We start from the raw sequence: 22,206 nt of genomic DNA on the forward strand, positions 1-22,206 counted from the left end.
AAATAACTAATTTTATCTTAATTTAAATTTTCTAAAGCTTTAACAGGAAGATCATGAAGAATTTCAATTATTTACTGGTATTAACCTTCATAATGATAAATTTTGCCGGCTTTTCTCAGGAAAAAAGCACGGGTAAAAATGACCTTTATTTTTCTGTAGGAGAGGAAGTTGACATGCAGAACATTCTTTCGGATTACCAGATGCAGGAGCGCTATGAGAACCTAAATGTAGGGGACACTTTAAGTGTCACTTTCAAGGCCGATGTGGCTTCGGTTTGTAAGAAAAAAGGCTGCTGGATGAACGTAGCCCTGGAAGATGGTCGGGAAGTGATGGTGAGGTTTAAGGACTATGCTTTTTTTGTGCCTAAAGATATTGAAAATAAAGAGGTTATCATGGAAGGCAAGGCCTATGTGATCGAAATGTCTGTTGAAGATCAAAGACATTATGCCGAAGATGCCGGTAAAACGGAAGTCGAAGTAAAAGCAATAACCGAACCTTCCATAACTTTATCTTTCCTGGCAGATGGAGTGAAAATTAAAAAATAAGTTTTGAAACGGGAGATCATTAAAACCAGGGACGGTTCGGCGACTATTTATCTGCCTGAATGGAACGAGCATTACCACTCAAAACACGGGGCTTTACAGGAGGCAGAGCATGTTTTTATCAAGTCGGGATTCAAACACTATTTATCAGAAAACAAACCTGAAGAGATTTCAGTCCTTGAAATAGGATTTGGAACCGGACTCAATGCCCTGCTCAGCTTTTTTGAAGCTGAAAAAGCGAGGGTGAAAATGAATTACACGGGAGTGGAGGCTTATCCGGTTTCCGAAGAAGAACTAAAGGCGCTGGATTATGCTGAAGTCGTTTCGGGAGAGAATACTTCCGGAGTATTTCAAAAGCTGCACGAGACGGAATGGGAAAAGCCAAACAAAATTTCGACATTTTTCAGCCTTCAGAAGGAGAAGAAATTTTTTAGTGAAATTTCAGCATTTGAAGATTTTGATCTCATTTACTTTGATGCCTTTGGTCCGCGTGTACAACCGGACCTGTGGAGCGAAGAGGTCTTCAGAAATATGTATAGAGCCTTAAGGGAAAAAGGAGTGCTGGTGACATACTCGGCAAAAGGGGATGTAAGACGGGCCATGCAGGCTGCCGGCTTTACTGTAGAGCGATTGGCAGGACCGCCCGGAAAGCGGGAAATGCTGCGGGCAACGAAGATGGGAGCCTGTTAAACCTTTAATAAACCACAACATTTTCTAATAGATTTCCTGTAAATTCAAAACAAAAATGCGAATTCTAATAACCGGAGCCACAGGCCTGGTAGGTTCAGAGATCACCCGATTGTGCCATGAGCAGGGGATCAATATCAATTTCCTTACTACGAGCAAGGGAAAAATCGAAAAAAATGAAACCTTCCGCGGCTACTACTGGAATCCCTCAACCGGAGAAATAGATGTAAGATGCCTCGAAGGCGTTGGAGCTATTATTAACCTGGCAGGTGCCAGTGTGTTTCAACCCTGGACAGCTTCAAACAAGAAAAAGATCCTGAAAAGCAGGATAGACTCTCTTAACCTTTTGCACCGAACTTTAAAGAGTAACCCTCACCAGGTGGGGCAACTGGTATCTGCGAGTGCCATTGGGATCTATCCAAGCTCAAGGAGTAAAATGTATGAGGAGGACAGTACACAGCTAGCCAATGATTTCCTGGGAGAGGTCTCACAGAAGTGGGAGGCCGCTGCAGATAAATTTAATGACCTTAAGCTTCGTGTGGCCAAGGTACGGATAGGAATTGTCCTTTCTGCCGAGGGTGGAGCGCTGCCCCAGATCATGAAGCCTGTGAAATACAACCTTGGAGCACCTTTAGGTTCGGGGAAACAATGGCAATCGTGGATCCACATCCATGACCTGGCCAGGATGTTTCTCTATATAATTTCCAACGGTCTCACCGGAGTTTTTAACGGGGTGGCACCGAATCCTGCAACTAATGAAGAATTGACAAAAGAAGTGGCTCATGCTCTGGATAAGAAACTCTGGTTGCCAAAAGTTCCAGGTGCGGCTTTAAAGCTCGTAATGGGGGAAATGTCAGGCGTTGTGTTAGGTAGTCAGCTGGTAAGCAGCAGCAAGATCCAGCAGGAAGGCTTCAGCTTCAATTTTGTGAACCTGAGGCCTGCGGTCAAAGATCTGCTGACATAAAAAAAACCGGCAACAAGGCCGGTTTTCTGCATTTTTGAAAGGTGTGGATTATTGTGCTCTTCTGGCGGTGACATTAATTGTCAATTCCATATCATCACTAATAAAATTATCTCCCAGGTTATCAAAAACAGATTTTGAACCATAGTTCACTCCCCAATCGGTTCTGTCAATAACAAAGGCATCACTGGTTAGGATGATCGTCTCATTTCCAAGGCTTGTTCGCACCGGGAACTTGATGTTTTTGGTTTCTTCTTTTAAAGTAAGATTACCTTGTAACATTTTTTGCCCGTTCTCCTCGGTGACACCGGTGATCTCAAAAGTAGCAGTAGGATATTTCTTCACGTTAAAGAAATCGGTTTCCTTACCTTCAACTGTACCTTTGAGGTGATTTTCAAGGCTTCTTTTATCCTTGTCGGCCATACCTTCATCGGTCACAGTGATAGAATTCATGTCTATAATAACCTTACCGCTAGTGATCTCTTCAGACGTGGCCATAAGAGATCCTTCCTGGATATCTATAGTTCCCTGGTGCTCGCCGGTAGGTTTGGTACCTCTCCACTTTATAGTAGATTCGGTGGTGTCGATTTCATAGGTCATTGCATCTTCGGCAGAAACTGCAGCTTCCTGAGCTTCTTCCGGCTCTACCTTATTTTCCTTATCGTTTTTACAGGAAACAGTACCAAAGGTAATTCCTGCTACAAGTACAAAGTTTAAAACGGTCTTCTTCATGATTTTGTTTATAGTTTATCGGCCAAAATTAAACAATAGTTAGATCATTTCTCCTAAAGGAATACTAAAAGATTCCTGTGACATTTTGGCATTTCAACTTTCTTGGCAGTACTTTTGCCAATTGTCTCACGGAATAAAATTTGTATCAAAATGAGCGAGAAAGAACGCAATCAGGAAAATATATCAGAAAACGAAAGCATCAAGGACCAGGTAGAAGAGATACTGGACGATGCTATAGAAGAGGCCGAAAATAAAGAAGCCGGCAAGGATGAGGGCGGTTCGGAAGGAGAGGAATCTTCAGAAAAAGAACAGCTTAAAGCCGATCTTGAAAAGGAGAAAGACAAATTTCTGCGCTTATTTGCAGAATTCGAAAATTATAAACGTCGTACCAGCAAGGAGCGCGTAGAGATGTTTAAAACTGCCAGTCAGGACGTCATTGTGGCAATGCTTCCTGTACTTGATGATTTTGATCGTGCTCTTAACGAGATCAATAAAGCTAAAGACAAGGAATTGTTGAAAGGGGTGGAACTCATTAGTAACAAATTCAGGGAAACCCTTAAATCCAAAGGTCTTGAGCAAATGGAGGTAAAAGAGGGAGACACTTTTGATGCCGAAATTCACGAAGCCATCACACAGATCCCTGCGCCCAAGGACAAATTAAAAGGCAAGGTTGTTGACGTTGTAGAAAAAGGTTATAAGCTAGGTGACCGAATTATACGTTATCCAAAAGTGGTTACCGGTAAGTAGGCTGTAACTTTTTAATTCCAGAACATTTAAAGATATCATGAAACAGGATTATTACGAAATATTAGGGATAAGCAAGAACGCGACCACAGCCGAGATCAAGAAGGCGTACCGCAAGAAAGCTATAGAATTTCACCCCGACAAGAATCCGGGAGACACTAAGGCAGAAGAGATGTTCAAGAAAGCTGCCGAGGCTTATGAAGTTCTTAGTAATGAAGATAAGCGGGCGAGATACGATCGTTTTGGTCACCAGGCTTTCGAGAATGGCGGTTTTGGCGGCGGTGGCGGAATGAACATGGATGATATTTTCAGCCAGTTTGGAGATATTTTCGGCGGTGCCTTTGGCGGCGGCGGCGGCTTTTCAGGTTTTGGAGGCTTTGGCGGCGGTGGCCAGCGCAGGGCAAAAGGTAGTAACCTGCGCATTCGCGTTGCACTTACCCTAGAGGAGATCGCTAACGGAGTTGAGAAAAAAATAAAAGTAAAAAGAAAGGTTCAGGCACCGGGAACTACTTATAAAACCTGTTCTACCTGTAACGGTACCGGGCAGGTGACAAGGGTGACAAACACTATTCTTGGTCGTATGCAAACTGCCACTCCTTGTACTACTTGTGGTGGAAGCGGACAAATGATTGATCAACGTCCTGCCGATGCCGATGCCCAAGGCCTGATTGTCAATGAAGAAACTGTCTCTATAAAGATCCCTGCCGGGGTTGTAGAAGGAATGCAGCTTAAGGTTTCCGGAAAAGGGAATGAGGCACCGGGCAATGGGGTGCCGGGAGATCTTTTGGTAGCCATAGAAGAAAAAGAACACGCGTACCTGCAAAGGGAAGGGGATAACCTGCATTTCGATTTATATATAAGCCTTTCTGAAGCTGTGCTTGGTACGTCCCGGGAAATTGAAACGGTTTCGGGGAAAGTAAGGATCAAAATAGATGAAGGAGTACAATCTGGAAAAATACTCCGCTTGAGAGGTAAGGGTATTCCTAATATCAATGGTTATGGCAGAGGAGATCTTCTGGTTCATGTAAATGTTTGGACACCAAAAACCCTGAATAGGGAGCAAAAAGACTTTTTCGAGCGCATGGCTAACGATGAACATTTCCAACCCAAGCCGGAAAAATCGGATAAATCATTTTTTGAAAAAGTTAAAGATATGTTTACATAATTTGCAATCGTTAAAATTTTTTGCATATATTTGAACATCACTAATTCAGGTTAGTGGTAAATTTTTCTTTTTCATAGCAATTTTTTTCCCATCCTTGAGCAATCGAGGGTGGGTTTTGCATTTAAAGGGATGACACATTTGGTTGCCGGACGAATTCTTAAATTCTTCCTAATGCCCTTTCAGCTTTTTTCAAAATTCTATCTTTACACAAACCACATTTATGGATCACCTCCTGGTAGCAGAAAATGTTTCAAAGCAATTTGGAGACTTTACTGCACTTAATGATGTTTCTCTGGAAATCCCGAGAGGCAGCATTTTTGGCCTTTTAGGGCCCAATGGCGCCGGTAAGACCACTTTTATTAGGATCATCAATCAAATTACGCTGCCCGATAAAGGAAGAATGCTTCTTGACGGGCATCCATTACGCCCCGAAGATATTCAGCATATTGGATATCTCCCCGAAGAGCGCGGACTTTATAAATCCATGAAAGTGGGGGAGCAGGCTTTGTACCTGGCCCAGTTAAAAGGTCTTTCTAAAGCTGAAGCCAAAGAAAGGCTTAAGTACTGGTTCGAGAGGTTGCAGATACAGGACTGGTGGGGAAAGAAGATACAGGAGCTTTCGAAAGGAATGGCTCAAAAAGTGCAATTTGTGGTCACGGTTTTGCACCGTCCCAAGTTGCTCATTTTTGATGAACCCTTTAGCGGCTTCGATCCCGTGAATGCCAACCTGATAAAAGATGAAATTCTACAGCTGCGTAAAGAGGGTGCAACTATTCTTTTTTCTACGCATCGCATGGAAAGTGTGGAGGAGATGTGTGATTATATGGCCCTGATCCACCGCGGAAATAAACTGCTGGATGGAGAAGTGAATGAGATCAAACGCAGGTACAAATCCAATACTTATGAAGTAGGGCTTTTAACCCCCGATGCTGATGTTCTGCGGAAAGAATTGGAGGAGAGATTTGTCATTTCAGACACCCAGTTCAAGAGCATCAATGACGACCTGAAACTTCAGATACAGATCGGCCGGGATTCTTCTCCGAATGAGCTGTTGGCATATTTAACCTCACAGGCCCAGGTCAACCATTTTGTGGAGGTGATCCCTTCAGTAAATGACATATTCATTAAAACCGTGACCAGCAATGCGTAATTTGAAATTGATCATTAAGAGGGAGTATCTGGCAAGGGTGAAGAATAAAGCCTTTATCGTAATGACATTTTTGAGCCCCCTGATCTTGGTGGGGATGATCGTGCTCATAGCTTACCTGGTGAATTTAAATTCGGAAGAAAAGCGTGTGGTGGCGATCAATGATGAAAGTAATCAGTTTGTTGCCGATTTTAAAAGTTCAGAAGATGTTGAATTTATAGACCTTTCTACCATAGATCTCGAAGCAGCAAAAACTATTGTGAGGGAAAAGGAGTATTACGGGCTTCTTCACATTCCGCAGTTAAAGGAGAACACAATACCCGATATTCAATTTTTTGCCAAAGAAGCACCAGCCTTTGGATTTCTTACGCAGGTAGAAAAGACAATTAGCGATAAACTTACGAACCGGCAGTTGCTGGCCCGCGGGATTGATGTAGATCTTATTGCAGAATCCAGGGCTAAGGTAGATATCGGCATCCAGAACTTTTCCGGAGAAAAGACCTCTAAAATGTCAACTTACGTCAAGATGTTCTTTGGAGGTGCGGCGGGATATCTCTTGATGATGTTCATCATCATCTACGGAAATATGGTGATGCGAAGTGTGATTGAGGAAAAGACCAACAGGATCATCGAGATCATAATTTCTTCAGTAAAACCTATCCACCTGATGCTGGGAAAGATCCTGGGGACTTCTCTCGCAGGAATTACCCAATTCATTATCTGGGTAATTTTAGGTGGGGTGATGCTAACAGTAGTTACAGCAATTTCTGGAATGAGTATGGCCGAGCTTCACGGTCCTCAACAGCAGGCGGTGGAACAGATCTCCGACAATGAATTGCAGCAGCTGGTGATAGATATAGCCAAGTTGCCCATGCTGTTATTACTGGTGAGTTTCCTGGTCTACTTCATTGGAGGATATTTTCTCTATAGTGCAATTTATGCTGCTATTGGTGCGGCTGTTGATAATGAAACAGATACCCAGCAGTTCATGCTGCCGGTGATCCTCCCGCTTATGCTGGGAATTTACGTAGGTTTCTTTGCAGTAATTGAGAATCCGCACGGGGTAGTGTCGACCGTTTTTTCAATGGTGCCGCTAACCTCGCCCATAGTAATGCTTATGCGTATTCCCTTCGGAGTCGCCTGGTGGGAACTTGCGCTTTCTGTTGCCATTTTGATCCTTACCATTGCCGGAGTAGTGTGGATCGCGGCAAAGATCTATAGAGTGGGAATTCTCATGTACGGAAAGAAACCCGGTTACAAGGACTTGTATAAATGGCTTAAATATTAAAGTTTTCAAAAGGTTAGTAAAAGGAGCATGCCGCTCTCACTGCACTTTCCAAACATTTAGTATCTTACCTGTACTTCAAAAAGGTGATAACTGAACTATATTAAAAGAGGCCTTTAAAGCCGAAAAATAAATCTGGAAGCATGCCAAAAATACTTTTGATCGAAGACGAAGCAGCCATTAGGAGAGTACTAATTAAAATACTTACTGAAGAAAGTTCGGCTTATGAAGTCGACGAAGCTGCCGACGGACTTGAAGGAGTTGAAAAAGCAAAAGATCAGGATTACGACCTTATCTTGTGTGATATAAAAATGCCAAAGATGGATGGAGTGGAAGTGCTTGAAGCTGTGAAAAAGATCAAGCCGGAAATTCCAATCGTGATGATCTCCGGCCACGGGGATCTGGATACCGCTGTAAATACCATGCGTCTTGGTGCTTTTGATTATATCTCCAAACCACCCGATCTCAACAGGCTGCTGAATACGGTTCGGAATGCGTTAGACCGAAAAGAGCTGGTAGTGGAGAATACCCGCCTCAAGAAAAAAGTGGGTAAGAATTTCGAGATGGTCGGTGAGTCGGAAGCAATTACAAAGATCAAAGACATCATTGAAAAGGTTGCGCCTACAGATGCCCGTGTCCTTATTACAGGCCCCAATGGAACCGGTAAGGAACTTGTAGCACACTGGCTGCACCAAAAGAGCGATAGATCCGGTGGACCAATGATCGAAGTGAACTGCGCAGCAATCCCATCTGAGCTTATTGAAAGTGAGTTGTTTGGGCATGTAAAAGGAGCTTTTACTTCTGCCGCCAAAGACAGGGCAGGAAAATTTGAAGCCGCCAATGGAGGAACAATATTTCTTGATGAGGTAGGGGACATGAGTCTTTCTGCACAGGCAAAGGTGCTACGGGCACTTCAGGAAAGCAAAATCTCCCGCGTGGGGAGTGACAAAGATATTAAGGTGAATGTCCGGGTAATTGCCGCAACGAATAAGGATCTCAAAAAGGAGATCGAGGAAAATAAATTCCGGGAAGACCTTTACCACAGGCTTGCGGTAATCCTTATAAAGGTGCCCGGGCTTAACGAGAGAAGAGAGGACATTCCATTACTAGTGAACTTCTTTGCCGATAAGATCACTGAAGAACAGGGAGTCAACAAAAAGACCTTCACCGAAGACGCACTTAATTTGCTGAAAGAATACAACTGGACCGGAAATATCCGGGAACTGCGTAACGTGGTGGAACGCCTCATCATCCTTGGTGGACAGGAAGTCAGTGAGGAGGATGTAAGGTTGTTTGCAAGCAAATAGGAAGTCAGATTTTAGAAGTACGAAGGTAGAAGGATCTACTAGTTTCCGGCAAGGACTTGAAATCCCTGCCATCTCTCCCGTTTTATTTCGCCCTTACAGGGCTTTGGGTTTTCATTTAATTTAATCCCGGGGCTAAAGCCCCGGGCTTTAGATATGCCGCCCCTCTGGGGCTTTAAAGTTCCGACCTTCTATTCCTACGTTCAACATTTGAACCGTCTTTGCGAGCGACCGCAGGGAGCGCGGCAATCTCCTTTTATTTATTCAGAATTATCCTTTGAACTATCCCCTCCGGGGTTTTTTCTTTATTGTATTAATCAGCACGGATTAGAAATCCGTGCCATCTCTCCCGTTTTCTTTCGCCCTTACAGGGCTTTGGATTTCCATTTCATTTAATCCCTGGGCTAAAGCCCCGGGCTATGGATATGCCGCCCCGCTGGGGCTTTAAAGTTCCGACCTTCTATTCCTACGTTCAACATTTGAACCGTCTTTGCGAGCGACCGGAGGGAGCGCGGCAATCTCCTTCTATTTATTCAGAATTATCCTTTGAACCTTTCTTTCCCGGGAGTCGGGCCTGTCGACGGCAGAGGTTTTCCTAGGACGGGGCGTTGAATTGTCTTTCGCCCTTACAGGGCTTTGGGTTTCCCATTATATTTAATCCCGGGGCTAAAGCCCCGGGCTATAGATATGCCGCCCCGCTGGGGCTTTTATTCTCTATAGCCGGAACCACGATTTTTCTTTAGGGTAAAAGTAAGAGAGCAATTCTAAAGAGGCAGATTGCTTCAGTCGCCTTTCGGCTCCATCGCAAAGACGAAAGAAACCAAATCTCTCAACTCTGAACTCTCGCCTCCGAACTACCGTTAAACCTTTTCCTAATCCACCAGTCTTACTCACTACACCTGCTATGGAACGGTCTTTGTTATAAAGAAGACAACTTCAGGTACAGATGACTTCATGAAAAAAATAATATTACTTCTTTTAGCGACTTTGCCGCTTATGGCTTTTACTGCTGCTCACAAATTCTATGTCAGCGCGACCGATATTGAGTACAACGAAAAGCAGCGTTCGCTACAGATCATTTCTCATGTTTTTACCGATGATCTTGAAGATCTTCTGCAAATGAGATACAGCAAAGAATTGACTTTGGTAAAAGGGGATGAACATCCTGCTGCCGATGAGTATGTGGAGAAATATTTCCGGAGTAAATTCGGCGTGACTGTGAATGGGGAAGAGAGGAGCTTCAGTTATATAGGGAAAGAGTACGATAAAGATCAGCTGCTGGTTTACCTGGAAGTGGAAGATGTCGAACCTGTAAAAACATTAGGTGTCAAAAATGCGATTTTGACCGATCTTTTTCCGGAGCAAAAAAACGTTGTCAAAGTCGAGTATGGCGGGACTATTAAGAGTCTGCTGTTAATGCGCGACGCATTGAGCGGCACGTTAAATTTCAGCAATTAAAATTGTGAAACTTTAGAATTCAATTATTTTTAGCAACCTAAACTTAAATTTTACATATGAGATCAATTAAAACTGCCCTCGCGGCTTTTTTTATGCTGTTTACAGCCGGGGTGTTTGCCCAGGAAGCGGAACAGCCACAAAAAGCAGAGCAGGGACACATTAATGAGAACAAATTCCGGCAGTTATACCAGGAATTCTCAACCCCCAACCAGTACCGCACGGGAAGCGGTGCGCCCGGTCCCGCTTATTATCAAAACGAGGCCGATTACAAGATGGACATCGAGCTGGATGACATGAATCAAAAACTCACCGGCCGTGAAACCATCACTTACCACAATAATTCACCCGATGTACTCGAATATCTTTGGGTGCAACTGGATCAAAATATACGCTCAAAAGAGGCAGTAGCTAAACTGAAGGACGGAAATGGAATTCCGCCGGTGGCACAGCCGGGGAACTTTGTTTCAGAATATATGGAAGAGCCTTTTGACGGCGGATTCAATATTACAGAAGTGAGCGCAAACGGAAAGCCTCTAAAAACAGTGATCAACAATACTATGATGCGCGTGGACCTTCCGCAGCCATTAAAGGCAGGAGAAAAATTCACTTTTGACATTGCATGGTGGTACAATATCAACAACCACGTTACCGACAGGGCACGTTCAGGTTATGAGCATTTTCCGGAAGATGGAAACAACGCATATGTGATCGCGCAGTTCTTCCCAAGAATGGCTGTTTATAATGATGTAGAGGGCTGGCAAAACTACCAGTTCTGGGGAAATGGTGAATTTGCGCTTCCGTTTGGAGATTATGAAGTAAACATCACCGTGCCTGCAGATCACGTTCTTGACGGAACAGGAGAGCTTCAGAACAGAAAAGAAGTTTTCAGCAAAGAAATGATGCGTCGTTATGAGCAGGCTAAGAAATCTTACGATAAGCCGGTGATGATCGTTACACAGGAAGAAGCCGAGGCTGCCGAAAAAGGTTTTTCTGATAAGAAGAAGACCTGGAAGTTGAAAGCAGAAATGGTAAGGGATTTCGCCTTTGCTACTTCCCGAAAGTTCATTTGGGATATGATGGCTGTTGATCTGGGCGAGAAAGATGTTATGGCAGTTTCTCTTTATCCAAAAGAGGGAAATCCGCTGTGGGAAGATTTTTCAACTAAAGTGGTGGCCCATACCCTTAAGTCATATTCAGATCACACGTTTACTTATCCGTATAGCAAATCAATTTCGGTACATGCGAAGAACCAGGGAATGGAATATCCTATGATCTCCTGGAACTACGGTAGACCAAATGAAGATGGGACTTACAGCGACCGGGTAAAGTATGGAATGATGAGCGTGATCATTCACGAGGTGGGACATAACTTTTTCCCAATGATCGTAAATTCAGATGAGCGACAGTGGGGCTGGATGGATGAAGGTCTTGATACTTTCATGCAGTACGTGGCCGAGCAGGAATACGGTGAGAAATATCCTGATGATATTGCGCCGCACACAAAATATCCTTCAAGAAGGGGAGAGCCTTCAAAGATCGTGAACTACATGAAAGGAGATCAGAAATACATTGCTCCTATCATGTCAAATCCGGAGAATGTTTACCAGCTTGGTAATAACGCCTACGGAAAACCTGCAACTGCTCTAAATATTTTGAGAGAAACAGTGATGGGAAAAGAGCTTTTTGACCATGCATTTAAGACTTATGCTCAGAGATGGATGTTCAAACACCCAACGCCCGAAGATTTCTTCAGAACAATGGAAGATGCATCGGCGGTTGATCTTGACTGGTTCTGGAGAGGTTGGTTCTATACTACAGATTTTGTAGATATAGGAGTAGAGGAAGTTAAGAAGTTCCATATCACCGATAAGCCAACCAAAGAAGGAACAGAGCTACTTCAGCGATATGGAGTAGAAGATCCTTCATCTATGGATCTTCTTTATGTAGTGGAAGAGGGTAGCGAAGAGTTTAGTGCTGAAATGAAAGGAAAGACTCCTGCTGAAAACGCTCCAACTCTTAATGAGTATTTGATGGATAATTTCACTCCGCAGCAAAGAGCTTCCATGAAGGCACCAAAGTATTTTTACCAGGTGACTTTTAACAAGCCGGGCGGACTTGTAATGCCGATCATCGTAGAGTACACTTATGCTGATGGTACTTCGGAAAAAGTGACCTATCCGGTACAGATCTGGAGAAAAAACGATCAGCAGGTTAGTCGTGCACTGGCAACAGACAAGGAGATCGTAAAGATTGTAGTAGATCCGGACCTTGAAACGGCCGATGTGAATGTGGATAATAATTCATGGCCACAGCAGGCTGAGGTGGACAAGTTTCAGGAGTTTAAGGAAAAGGCGCAACAGTAGACCACCCCGTCTCCGCTCTGGCGGAGCCACCCCTGCCGGCCGGCCGGCAGGCGGGCCTCTTAAAAAAAGGAGGGGAGTCTTTGGAGGTTAAAACGCTTGAAAGTTTTTTCCTTCCTGCGGAAGGAGTTTATACAGATAAATGAGTAAAAGACCCTCTTTTTGGAGGGTTTTTTTATGCTCATCCTCCCCCTCGCCTCTCCAAAGGAGGGGAGTTAGTTGAGGTATTTCTTTTTCTTAGTTAGTCTGAGATCGCTTTTTTCGTTTTAAGCTGTCGACCTGCCGGAGGCAGGGGGTGCCAAAGGCACCTGTGAGTTCACCTCATTTTCAAGGAGGCCTGCCTGCCGGCAGGAAGGGGTGCCCGAAGGGTAGGGTGTTTATTCCCCGGCCCCTCCGCAGGAGGTGCGCAGCAGTTTCTTAACAAGTCTTGGGTCCTGGCTCTGGCAGCGCATTGATCCAGCCTCTTTTTCAAAATTGTCTTGGCTCTTGATTCTTGTAGCGCAGCGGTCCTGGTTCTTTTGTGTGACGTCATCCTCCCCCAGCCCCTCCGAAGGAGGGGAGCGCAGCAGTTCCTTCACAAGTCTAGGTTCCAGGCTCTAGAAGCGCAGCGATCTAGGCTCTGTTTTTAACGTCATGCCTTTTCTAGTGATTGGAATAGTGAGTATATTTGCAGCGTATGCAAACACTTCCTTTATTCATAAGTGGGGCTGAGATTGCCTTTATCATGTTCATCCTGGTGATGGTCTTTGGAGCCGATAAGATTCCAGAGATCGCCAAGGGGCTTGGAAAGGGTATGCGCAGCATTAAAAATGCCACTAATGATATTAAGAATGAAGTTATGCGCAGCGCCGAAAAACACGGCATGGATACTTCAATAGGTGACGATCTAAAAAAGGAAGCCGATAAGGTGAAAGAGGAGATTGAGGAGCTCACGGGTTCGGTGAAACGTCGTTTCTAGCCGTTAGCCATTAGCTTTTAGCCTTTGGCCTTCAACTTCATTGAATTAAAATTTTTTCATCTGTTTTTTTAGGTCTACTATTTCTGCTTTCCACCTCTACTTCTAAAAATTAGCCAACAGCTAATGGCCAATAGCCAATGGCTTTTTATCTTCGTACTTCCAACTTCTAAAATCGAACTTCGAAATGCATTTTCTTCCACAAGAAATAGACGACTATGTAGTTACTCACTCTGCAAGAGAACCGAAATTGCTTCAACAACTAAACCGGGAAACAAACCAGAAGGTCTTGCAGCCGAGAATGTTGAGCGGACATTATCAGGGTCGGTTGCTTAGTATTCTGTCGAAGTTGATCAATCCGCAGAACATTCTGGAGATCGGCACCTACACAGGCTACTCAGCTCTATGTTTAGCAGAAGGAATGAAGTCGGATGGAATTCTGCACACCATCGACATCAATGAAGAATTGGTGGATCTTCAAAAAAGATATTTTGACGCCTCTCCCTGGAAAGATCAGATTGTGCAACATCTGGGAGATGCAACAGAGATCATTCCCTCTCTAAAAGAGGATTTCGACCTTGTATTTATAGACGCCGATAAACCAAATTATCCGATTTATTTTCAGCAGATCATGGAGAAAATTCGTCCGGGTGGGGTGGTATTATCAGACAATGTCCTTTGGAGCGGAAAGGTTGTGGAGCCGGTAAAGGAGGATGATGAGTCTACTAAAGCGCTTCTTGAATATAATAGGTTATTAGCAGAGGATGAGCGGTTGGAGACGGTGATGTTGCCGGTAAGGGATGGTTTAACTATTTCCAGGAGGAAATAGTTGAATGATCAAATTACAAGCACCAAATTCCAACAATTTTTTCCGTTTTGCCCCGGCCCTAAAGGGAGCCGGAAAAATTTTTAGGTATTTATCTTTTCGGATAGAATTTCTAATACTGTTTCCATTTCTTGGATGATCTGCTGACTTGTGAAGCGAATTACTTCTAATTCTTGAAACTGAATTAGTTCTGTGCGTAATTGATCTTCTATTTGCTGCTCGTGACTTTCGTGATATCCTCCATCTACTTCAATTACTAATTTCAGGTGATGTGAGTAAAAATCGACAATGAAATTATGGATGGGATGTTGCCGCCTGAAGTGGAATTTTTTAAAAGGATGACATCTTAATTTTTCCCACAGAAGTTTTTCTGCCTCTGTCGGATTGTTGCGAAGATGCTCTGCCCTCTTGAAAGTCTCAGATCGGGCACCTTTCCACATACTGTTATTATGATATGGATTATCTTTTTTCACTGTAGTAAATTTAGGAAAACTAATTCTCACCCTTTAGGGAGGGGCAAAAGAATTAGTTTTTCCTTTTCCGGTCTGCCCCAACCCTAAAGGGAGCCGGAAAAGGAATTAAAAAACTGTATTTTTGAAAACAAATAATTAATGATGCACTTCCAAAAAACCCTCCAATACGCCCAACACCTCGACCAACAAGACCCTCTAAAAGACTATAGAAACAAATTCCACTTCCCCAAAATTAACAGCAAAGAGGTTATTTACTTCACCGGAAACTCTTTGGGACTGCAACCCAAAAATGCCAAAAAGTATGTTGATGAGATCATGACCGATTGGGCGGAGCTGGCGGTGGAAGGACATTTTCAGGCAGAGAAGCCCTGGTGGGATTATCACGAGAGGTTCTCGCAGAAGCTGGCGCCAATTGTGGGAGCAAAGCCAACTGAGGTGGGCGTAATGAATACTCTTACAGTAAACCTGCATTTGCTGATGGTTAGCTTTTACCGGCCGACAAAGCAGCGGTATAGGATCATTATGGAAGAAAAAGCATTTCCCAGTGATCAATATATGATAGCTAGTCAGGTGCGGTTTCATGGACTGGATCCTGAAGAGGTGATTGTGGAGGTGAAGAAAAGAGAAGGAGAACATCATTTCAGAACAGAGGATATCCTGTCGAAGATCAACGAAGTAGGAGAGGAGTGTGCACTGGTGTTGATGGGGGGAGTGAACTACTACAGTGGACAGGTGCTCGATATGGAGACCATTACTAAAGCAGGTAAGGGAGTAGGTGCTTTTGTGGGATGGGACCTGGCACATGCTGCGGGGAATGTGGAACTGAAGCTACATGAATGGGAAGTGGATTTCGCATCCTGGTGCAGCTATAAATATATGAACTCCGGACCGGGTAATGTTTCAGGGTTCTTCGTGCACGACCAATATCACGGGCAGAAGGATATTCCGAGGTTTGAGGGCTGGTGGGGACATAATAAAGAACGCCGATTCTTAATGGAACCTGATTTTCAACCGGAACCGGACAGCAATGCCTGGCAGATATCTAACGCTCCCGTTATTGCTCAGGCACCTCACCTGGCTTCTCTGGAATACTTTGAAGAAGTGGGAATGCCCGCACTAATTAATAAGCGGGACAAAATAGTTGCTTACCTCGAGTTTATCCTGCAGGAAGTAGCCAAGGAAGTCGGAGGGGACTTCGAAATCATTACTCCGAAGGAAAGGGGAACTCAGCTTTCAGTCTTTCTGCACGGCCAAGGGAAAGAGCTGTTCCATTACCTTATGAAGAACGGAGTGATTACTGATTGGCGGGAACCTAATGTGATAAGACTGGCACCGGCACCGTTTTACTGTTCCTTTGAGGATATGTGGAGGTTTGGTATGGTGTTGAAGGAATATTTTATAGAAAATTAAGAATCAAGAGACAAGAATCAAGAGGTTGAATTTGAAGATTTAGGAATTAGAAAATTTGAAAATTCTTATTATCGTCTTTGGCAATGGTGATAAGATAACTGGTGAAGTAATAATTTTTTCATATTCGAAGGGAAAGAAGAAAAGGAATTTTGAATTTTAAATCCTGAACCCGGAATCATTTTCCCGCAGATCTCGCAAATTACCGCAGATGCTTTTTCTGGCTCCCTTTAGGGGGAGGGGTAAAACGGGAAATGGCGAAGTCAAGGAGAGAATGCTCTAAAAATATAAGAGCAAAAAGCTTTTACTTCTAAGTTCTTACTTTTGCTCTAACTTTGAAATTTGTAGTATATTCCGATAGAGAAGAATGTATCCAGAACCCCAGAGTTAACACCGATTTTCCCATAAGTCTCTTTTAAAAATAACAGCTCGAATTCCTTTTTTGAAATACTTCAGGTAAACCTGGTGCAAAAAGTTTATAGCTAACAGACAACATAAACTGATTAAGTCGGCCATCATCCAAAAGAGCGTTATCTAATATACCGGGGATGCTTATTTGCTGAGTAACGGGAGAATTAAAAGTAAAATCATAACGTAGATCTATTTGAAGCCGTTGAAATTCTAACATTAGACCCACCTGGGCTGCAAGATTTCTTTGCTGACTAAAAACAGCTTCTTTCACGTTGTCAAGGTTGCTTTCCAAAATATGCTGATAGGCCGGGCCGACAAATACACTTACCCGTTCAGAAATGTTGCACCCTATAAGCACCGGTAAACTGACTTTCTTGATGCTGTAGGCTGAAGATATATTGGGGAATGAAAATTCTCCTTTTGTGAGAGAGTAATATGCTTCAGGACGTAGATAAAGGTCGCTAAGCTCCCATTGTAGAAAAGTGCCAAGCTGATATCCAATCTGAGAAGTTGTTGTAAATGTTCCTTGTGCGCTTGTAATTTCTGCTGCGTATTGATTGATACTGTAATTTAAGCCACCTTTTACGCCCATTGAGACTTGTTGGCTATAGGAGGCAAAACATAAGGTGAAAAGACATATTAAAGTTACAGATTGCTTGAAAAGTACCATTTAAATTTTAAAAAGAATTAGAAAATCTGTAAGTAACAGAAAATCCTGCTCCTATAATAGTTTCTTTTACAGAAAAATCACCGGCTACTTGTAGCTTTAATTTGAAAGGTCGAACTGGTATTTGAACTTCAGCAAAGGTGGAAATAACATTAGGTGGTAATCGGAATTTCCCTCTAGGATCATTCGAGGAGTAGTACTCGAAAGTTTTTAAACCAGTATTTCTATAGTGACCGTAATTGTTACGGTATGATGCTAATATTTTGTAGGGATAGTTTTTAAAAGCGGCACCTGTGAGCCCAAAATGATGAACCAGAACTGAATTGTTTCCCACTCTTATGGTTTTTGTGCCCAAGGGATAATCTTCATAGTAGTTCGTGGTCATAAATGGAACCCCAATTATTCTGTTGTTGTTGGTCCAGCCCGAGGCGTAAACCCAATTGTTAAAATAACTGTCATACAAATGGGGACCCGTCTGGCTCATATTTTTAGTGTAGTAGAGCTCATAAATAACACCAGTGATCCATTTATTTTGGTTTTGTTGTTCAAAATACAATCCATACCGCCCATCAGGAAAGTTTGCCAAGCGGCTTCCGGAACCGTCTTCAAATATGCTGTTGTATATAAAGGTAAGGGATGAACTGTCGAATTTTCTAGTAGTATAAAGCTCATAGCTACCTAAATGACTTCCAAGAACATTTACCTGGTCTCCTTTTAGAGCCGTTTCTCCGCCCTCCCTTCCTGCAACGACTCTCAAATAATCCGAAAAAGAAGCTGGTTGCTCACCCCATGAAGGTGAGTTACCTGCCCAGAAAGCAAAATGTTGAATTCCCGCTTTAAATATCCATTTTGAGGTGAAGTAGTTCAGATGAAAACTTTTGTGATGTAATTGAGCATCCTGAACATACCGGTCATTAGTCGTTAAGTATTCGGCCCATTCTGCTTCAAAAGCCCATTTTTTGTTTTTCGTAAAGCATACAGGTCTGTTAGTTTTCAATTTAATCCCGGGGAAAGGTCGCGGATTGAGAGACCAAAGAATATTTTCATTGGTGGCACTCAGTCCCTGATATAACTCTTGTTCCTGCTTTCTTCCGGCTGTTATATTTAGCCAGCTAAAAGAGTAGGTTAGGAAAAGTTCATCAACTTTGATGTCATCTTCAAGAAGGGCATTGTTAAAAAAAATCCCTGCTCCAGCCTGTAGGTTTGATCTTTGGTTGATGTTGTAATTTAATTCTGCAGAAGCGAGAGCAGCAAAGTTTGTCTCTTCAGAAATTCTTCCACGGGTGTTGGTGTGCTGCCAGAAGGGTAAGGTGTCGCCGGTAGAGAGTAAACCGGTTCCTGATATTTCAGCTGCGGCTGTTAATTGACTAAAGGCAGTTAATGGCATAAACAAAAGCAGCACGAGAATGCTGCTAATGTGAGAAAGTATAAAGTTCATTTGTTGAAATAATAATTTTGTTCTGCTTTTTTACAAGAAACTCAAGAGTAAAAAAGATAAGGGTTTTTCCGTCTTTGTGAGGGAATGATAGACCGACTGAAGCAATCTCTTGTTCGTGAGCATTTCTCTAGTTAGGAGTCAATAGCCAAATCTTTCTTCTTAGGAAAGATTGCTTCGACTGCTTCAAAATGCAGCCTTGCAAAGAGGCGACAGAGCTAATGGACTAAAAGCCAATGGCTAATGGCTCAAAGCAACTTCTAATTTCGTACTTTTAAAAATCGAACTTCAAAAGAGTTTCCTCGTCGCCTCACCTTCTATCGAAGCTGATGCTCCGTCGGAATGGCAAAATCGTCCTTTTTTGGACTACGAACTATCGTCTACCGACTGATCTACCGTCTACCGTCAAAAGACTATCGACTAAAAACTACAGGCTCCAAAATGCCGCTTTCCCTCTCAACTTTTTCCAGAAGCCCTCAGTCTCTTCTCCGTAAGCATAACCGTACTTATTACCGTAACCAAAGTTGGCAGCTTCCACGTCGTTAAGCACGAAGCTTACATTCTTAAGCTTACCTTCTTTCCTGGCATCAACCGCGAAGTTAAGCAGTTTCTTTTCCGTATAACCGGCGCGGGTGACGTAAAGGGTGATATCTGCATATTGATTGATAAGAAAAGTATCTGTGACCAGCATACATGGAGCTGTATCCACTATTACATAATCATAGTTTCCTTCAAGCTCCTTAAAAAAAGTAGCAGCTTTTTTACGTCTCCATAATTCCGAGGGGTTAGGAGGAATGGTTCCGGAGGCTAAAAGATGAACACTCTCATTAGCTTTGGAAGTGGTGATGAGATCGTTTAGGTTCAGGTTATCGTTCACCAGATAATCACTGACTCCCAAATAAGATCGTGCATCGGCTTCGTAACGTTGTAGCTGCGGATTCCGCAGATCGGCTCCAACCAATAACACTTTTTTACCTGAATATGCCAGCGTAAGTGCGGTGTTAAATGCTACGAAGGTCTTTCCTTCTCCTTTAACCGTTGAGGTGACAAAGATGGTATTTCCTTCAAACTTATCCCCCGCATTTACCAGGAGGTACTGTAGGTTGGTATGTAAGATCCTGAAAGATTCAGCGAGTACAGAACGGTCATTATTTGCAATAAGATCACTTTCTTTTTTAGCAATTCTTGGCACCTCACCTACAATTGGAATTTCTTTTGTAACACTCTCAATATCGTTTCGGTCTGCAATCTTGTTACTCAGTAGCTGCTTTAAATAGATATACAGGAATGGAATAAGCAGCCCCAGGATCAAAGCAGCAAGTAAAATGATCTTTGGTTTGGGTGAAACCGGTTCGTTGGAGCTGTAAGCAGCATCCACGATTTTGGCTTTTGGTGCGGTTACGGCCAGAGACAATGATGTTTCTTCCCTTTTTTGAAGCAGGAACAGGTAAAGAGCTTCTTTGATGTTCTGCTGGCGTTCGATATTTCGAAATTGCTTTTCCTTGGAAGGAACACGCGCTATTTGAGATTCGATCTTTGCTTCCTGGGCATCGAGATCTCTTTTGGCGATCTGCAGGGAAGTCCGCATATTGTTCAAACTTTCCAGTACGTTAGCCTTGATCTGCTGAATTTGATTGTTCAGATTTACAATAACAGGGTTGCTGGAAGTAGAGCCAGCAAGAATACGATCTCTTTCCAGAACAAGTTGGTTGTACGACTGAATTATATTCGCCACTCCTTCATTTCCGCCTTCTTCAAAGCCTAGATTGGCAGGAAGTAATCCGCCTTTGTCCGACTTCAGGTAGTCTATCATGGTACGAGCCAATTCAAGCTGGGTTTCCACTGCGAGTTGTCTGTTTCTGAAATCACTGGCGTTTTCAATGAAAAGCTTTGATTCAGCTTCAATATCAGTTAGCTGATTCGCTTTTTTGAATTGCTCCTTATTAGTTTCTACCGAATCCAGTTCTTCAGTAATAATAGCCAGACGGTCTTCAATAAAGTCGGCAGTATTCTGGGACACCAAATTTTTGTCTTCTATGGCCTCCTGATTGTATTGATAAATTAGCTGATCCAGGATCTGTTGTGCTTTGGATCGCACAGGATCCTGGAGCCCAAGTTCTATCAGACTGGAATTCTTGTCAGTTAGATTCACCTGAAGTTTCTCGCGATATGCAGCTGCTGCCGCATCAACAGTGCTAAAAATGACTTTTACAGAACCTTTTTCTATAGCTTCAGTAAGGTCGGTAAGATTAGGAGTGACCGAAATTTCAGCATAGGCTAAAGCAAAAGCCTCTCCAAAATTCAACTTTTTGACACCCATGTCTTCAGCTTTTACCGAAAATGTAGAATCTGAAAGAATAGTGAAGATGAGCGGCTCAGGTTCCTCTATCTTCCTGAAGCGTTCTGCATCAAAAGCCAGGAGCTGAATGTTAAAAGGGCGTTCGGCAAAAACTTCAGAAGGAGGGACTGTTTCTTCGTAATAATAGCGAACGTTCAGATTCAGTTCTTTCGCCACATTGGTCATAAGGCGTTTTGATTTCAGGATGCCTATTTCATTTTCAATGGAAGCAGTACCCATTCCGCCTAAAAGGCCCAGATCGGCAAAGGCAGCAAGTTCCGAAGAGCCTGCACCTTTTTTCTCATCCTTGATAATGATGGTCGCTACTGTATTATAGACAGCAGTGGAGTAACGCAGGTAAAGGAAGGCAAGGGCAAGGCAAATGATCACCCCGGCAACAAAAAGCGGCCAGCGGCGCAAATAAATTTCAAGCTGTTCCCTTAGATCTATTTCTTCTTCCTGTGGGCGAACGGGAGTAGGTTGTTGTGACATATTAACGGAAAATAACTACGATTAATGAAATAAGCACAGAGGCGATCGAAATATAGACCGAGGCGTTGCGGTTATAGCTTGCCCCCTGTCTTTGAGCCTTATTTGGCTCCACATAGATCACATCGTTCTGTTGAAGATAATAGTAGGGGGAATTGATAAAATCACTGCCGGTGAGGTCAATATATTTGTACGTGGTCTTGCCGCCGGTCTCCCGCATTACAAGCACATTATCTCTTTGACCATAGATGGTAAGATCTCCTGCCAGACCAAGCGCTTTTGGAAGACTTATCCGCTCATCGGGTACGGTAAAAGTTCCGGGACGGCTCACTTCCCCCAGGATGGTGATTTGAAAGTTTACGATCTTAATATTAACTATAGGATTGTGAACATATTCAGAAATCTCTGTTTTTAATTTTTCTATTAGCTCCTGTCGTGTGAGTCCGGCGACGTGGACCGTACCCAGAACAGGGAATTCTATATTCCCGTCGCTATCTATCAGGTAAGATTGCAGTTGCATGTTTCCCTGTACTCCCATGTCTCCTATTCTCGGAGCAGAAGTGACCGGTAAATTGAAAGGTTGTACAGCCTCCAGGTTAGCTGCGGAAACAGTTATGGTAAGCAGGTCATTCGGCTGAATTTCCAAGTTGCTCTTTGCAAGATCGACTTCCGCCTGCAGCTGTGGCAGATCCTGGAAATAAGCTATTTTTTTACGTGAAACACAGGAAGTTGTTAGCAGCAAGGAAAGAGCCGCCAGTATTAAAAAGTTCCTTTTCATTAGGTATTTATTAAAGAGGTGCAAAGGTAGTATATTAAGATT

At 43.2% G+C, this 22,206-nt stretch carries 19 protein-coding genes; 13 read left to right on the forward strand and 6 right to left on the reverse strand.

The window, feature by feature from the left end; translation table 11 throughout:
• Window positions 1-53: 53 nt before the first annotated feature.
• From VR862_RS14945 to VR862_RS14955, 3 genes are read left to right on the forward strand one after another with little or no spacing between them, the layout of a single operon-like run.
• Complete coding sequence (locus VR862_RS14945) at window positions 54-545, forward strand: DUF4920 domain-containing protein (RefSeq protein WP_324721831.1); 492 nt, start codon at window positions 54-56, stop codon at window positions 543-545.
• Window positions 546-548: 3 nt separating this feature from the next.
• Window positions 549-1,232, forward strand: coding sequence for a tRNA (5-methylaminomethyl-2-thiouridine)(34)-methyltransferase MnmC2 (mnmC2, locus tag VR862_RS14950; RefSeq protein WP_324721832.1), 684 nt, complete (start codon window positions 549-551; stop codon window positions 1,230-1,232).
• Window positions 1,233-1,287: 55 nt separating this feature from the next.
• Window positions 1,288-2,193 carry a TIGR01777 family oxidoreductase gene (locus tag VR862_RS14955; RefSeq protein ID WP_324721833.1) on the forward strand — a complete coding sequence of 302 codons (906 nt, stop codon included), beginning with the start codon at window positions 1,288-1,290 and terminating at the stop codon, window positions 2,191-2,193.
• Between the two features lie 48 nt (window positions 2,194-2,241).
• Here VR862_RS14955 and VR862_RS14960 read toward each other — a convergent pair whose 3' ends face one another.
• On the reverse strand, window positions 2,242-2,922 hold the full coding sequence (locus VR862_RS14960; RefSeq protein ID WP_324721834.1) for a YceI family protein: 681 nt from the start codon (window positions 2,920-2,922) through the stop codon (window positions 2,242-2,244).
• Between the two features lie 150 nt (window positions 2,923-3,072).
• Here VR862_RS14960 and VR862_RS14965 point away from each other — a divergent pair, with 150 nt between their 5' ends.
• The 9 genes from VR862_RS14965 (at window position 3,073) to VR862_RS15005 (ending at window position 14,169) form a co-directional block, all read left to right on the forward strand.
• Window positions 3,073-3,669 carry a nucleotide exchange factor GrpE gene (locus VR862_RS14965; RefSeq protein ID WP_324721835.1) on the forward strand — a complete coding sequence of 199 codons (597 nt, stop codon included), beginning with the start codon at window positions 3,073-3,075 and terminating at the stop codon, window positions 3,667-3,669.
• A gap of 37 nt (window positions 3,670-3,706) precedes the next feature.
• On the forward strand, window positions 3,707-4,831 hold the full coding sequence (dnaJ, locus tag VR862_RS14970; RefSeq protein ID WP_324721836.1) for a molecular chaperone DnaJ: 1,125 nt from the start codon (window positions 3,707-3,709) through the stop codon (window positions 4,829-4,831).
• Between the two features lie 220 nt (window positions 4,832-5,051).
• Window positions 5,052-5,981 carry an ABC transporter ATP-binding protein gene (locus VR862_RS14975; RefSeq protein WP_324721837.1) on the forward strand — a complete coding sequence of 310 codons (930 nt, stop codon included), beginning with the start codon at window positions 5,052-5,054 and terminating at the stop codon, window positions 5,979-5,981.
• Window positions 5,974-7,266, forward strand: coding sequence for an ABC transporter permease (locus tag VR862_RS14980; protein WP_324721838.1), 1,293 nt, complete (start codon window positions 5,974-5,976; stop codon window positions 7,264-7,266). The genes VR862_RS14975 and VR862_RS14980 overlap by 8 nt, the downstream gene beginning before the upstream one ends.
• A gap of 140 nt (window positions 7,267-7,406) precedes the next feature.
• A complete protein-coding gene (locus VR862_RS14985) occupies window positions 7,407-8,570 on the forward strand; it encodes a sigma-54-dependent transcriptional regulator (RefSeq protein ID WP_324721839.1) in 1,164 nt (387 codons plus the stop codon).
• A 951-nt stretch (window positions 8,571-9,521) separates the two neighbouring features.
• Window positions 9,522-10,025 (forward strand): DUF6702 family protein, encoded by a 504-nt coding sequence (locus VR862_RS14990; RefSeq protein WP_324721840.1) that lies wholly within the window; start codon window positions 9,522-9,524, stop codon window positions 10,023-10,025.
• A gap of 56 nt (window positions 10,026-10,081) precedes the next feature.
• A complete protein-coding gene (locus tag VR862_RS14995) occupies window positions 10,082-12,388 on the forward strand; it encodes a M1 family metallopeptidase (protein WP_324721841.1) in 2,307 nt (768 codons plus the stop codon).
• A gap of 673 nt (window positions 12,389-13,061) precedes the next feature.
• Window positions 13,062-13,343, forward strand: a complete 282-nt coding sequence (locus VR862_RS15000) for a Sec-independent protein translocase subunit TatA/TatB (protein ID WP_324721842.1) — start codon at window positions 13,062-13,064, stop codon at window positions 13,341-13,343.
• Between the two features lie 184 nt (window positions 13,344-13,527).
• Entirely contained in the window at window positions 13,528-14,169 is a 642-nt protein-coding gene (locus VR862_RS15005; RefSeq protein WP_324721843.1) for an O-methyltransferase, read from the forward strand.
• An 80-nt stretch (window positions 14,170-14,249) separates the two neighbouring features.
• Here the strand turns inward: VR862_RS15005 and VR862_RS15010 are convergent, their stop codons facing one another.
• The gene (locus tag VR862_RS15010) at window positions 14,250-14,639 is read right to left on the reverse strand and encodes an endonuclease domain-containing protein (RefSeq protein ID WP_324721844.1); all 390 of its coding nucleotides are present in this window, start codon (window positions 14,637-14,639) and stop codon (window positions 14,250-14,252) included.
• Window positions 14,640-14,780: 141 nt separating this feature from the next.
• On the opposite strand from VR862_RS15010, the gene kynU reads away from it, so the two are divergent.
• Window positions 14,781-16,049 carry a kynureninase gene (kynU, locus tag VR862_RS15015; RefSeq protein WP_324721977.1) on the forward strand — a complete coding sequence of 423 codons (1,269 nt, stop codon included), beginning with the start codon at window positions 14,781-14,783 and terminating at the stop codon, window positions 16,047-16,049.
• 412 nt (window positions 16,050-16,461) lie between these two features.
• On the opposite strand, the gene VR862_RS15020 is transcribed toward kynU, so the two are convergent.
• The 4 genes from VR862_RS15020 to VR862_RS15035 form a co-directional block, all read right to left on the reverse strand.
• Window positions 16,462-17,049 carry a porin family protein gene (locus VR862_RS15020; RefSeq protein WP_416384504.1) on the reverse strand — a complete coding sequence of 196 codons (588 nt, stop codon included), beginning with the start codon at window positions 17,047-17,049 and terminating at the stop codon, window positions 16,462-16,464.
• Between the two features lie 85 nt (window positions 17,050-17,134).
• Window positions 17,135-18,562: a capsule assembly Wzi family protein gene (locus tag VR862_RS15025; RefSeq protein WP_324721846.1), complete on the reverse strand. Its 1,428-nt coding sequence runs from the start codon at window positions 18,560-18,562 to the stop codon at window positions 17,135-17,137.
• 424 nt (window positions 18,563-18,986) lie between these two features.
• The gene (locus VR862_RS15030) at window positions 18,987-21,389 is read right to left on the reverse strand and encodes a GumC family protein (protein WP_324721847.1); all 2,403 of its coding nucleotides are present in this window, start codon (window positions 21,387-21,389) and stop codon (window positions 18,987-18,989) included.
• 1 nt (window position 21,390) lies between these two features.
• The gene (locus VR862_RS15035) at window positions 21,391-22,164 is read right to left on the reverse strand and encodes a polysaccharide biosynthesis/export family protein (RefSeq protein ID WP_324721848.1); all 774 of its coding nucleotides are present in this window, start codon (window positions 22,162-22,164) and stop codon (window positions 21,391-21,393) included.
• Window positions 22,165-22,206: the final 42 nt, after the last annotated feature.

The sequence above is a fragment of the Salinimicrobium aquimaris genome (genome assembly GCF_035607535.1).
GTDB lineage: Bacteria > Bacteroidota > Bacteroidia > Flavobacteriales > Flavobacteriaceae > Salinimicrobium.

Coding starts and splice junctions, on each gene's coding strand:
- VR862_RS14945 (WP_324721831.1), top strand. CDS start 54: ATGAAGAATTTCAATTATTTACTGGTATTAACCTTCATAATGATAAAT.
- VR862_RS14955 (WP_324721833.1), top strand. CDS start 1,288: ATGCGAATTCTAATAACCGGAGCCACAGGCCTGGTAGGTTCAGAGATC.
- VR862_RS14960 (WP_324721834.1), bottom strand. CDS start 2,922: ATGAAGAAGACCGTTTTAAACTTTGTACTTGTAGCAGGAATTACCTTT.
- VR862_RS14965 (WP_324721835.1), top strand. CDS start 3,073: ATGAGCGAGAAAGAACGCAATCAGGAAAATATATCAGAAAACGAAAGC.
- dnaJ (WP_324721836.1), top strand. CDS start 3,707: ATGAAACAGGATTATTACGAAATATTAGGGATAAGCAAGAACGCGACC.
- VR862_RS14975 (WP_324721837.1), top strand. CDS start 5,052: ATGGATCACCTCCTGGTAGCAGAAAATGTTTCAAAGCAATTTGGAGAC.
- VR862_RS14980 (WP_324721838.1), top strand. CDS start 5,974: ATGCGTAATTTGAAATTGATCATTAAGAGGGAGTATCTGGCAAGGGTG.
- VR862_RS14985 (WP_324721839.1), top strand. CDS start 7,407: ATGCCAAAAATACTTTTGATCGAAGACGAAGCAGCCATTAGGAGAGTA.
- VR862_RS14990 (WP_324721840.1), top strand. CDS start 9,522: ATGAAAAAAATAATATTACTTCTTTTAGCGACTTTGCCGCTTATGGCT.
- VR862_RS14995 (WP_324721841.1), top strand. CDS start 10,082: ATGAGATCAATTAAAACTGCCCTCGCGGCTTTTTTTATGCTGTTTACA.
- VR862_RS15000 (WP_324721842.1), top strand. CDS start 13,062: ATGCAAACACTTCCTTTATTCATAAGTGGGGCTGAGATTGCCTTTATC.
- VR862_RS15005 (WP_324721843.1), top strand. CDS start 13,528: ATGCATTTTCTTCCACAAGAAATAGACGACTATGTAGTTACTCACTCT.
- kynU (WP_324721977.1), top strand. CDS start 14,781: ATGCACTTCCAAAAAACCCTCCAATACGCCCAACACCTCGACCAACAA.
- VR862_RS15020 (WP_416384504.1), bottom strand. CDS start 17,049: ATGGGCGTAAAAGGTGGCTTAAATTACAGTATCAATCAATACGCAGCA.
- VR862_RS15025 (WP_324721846.1), bottom strand. CDS start 18,562: ATGAACTTTATACTTTCTCACATTAGCAGCATTCTCGTGCTGCTTTTG.
- VR862_RS15030 (WP_324721847.1), bottom strand. CDS start 21,389: ATGTCACAACAACCTACTCCCGTTCGCCCACAGGAAGAAGAAATAGAT.
- VR862_RS15035 (WP_324721848.1), bottom strand. CDS start 22,164: ATGAAAAGGAACTTTTTAATACTGGCGGCTCTTTCCTTGCTGCTAACA.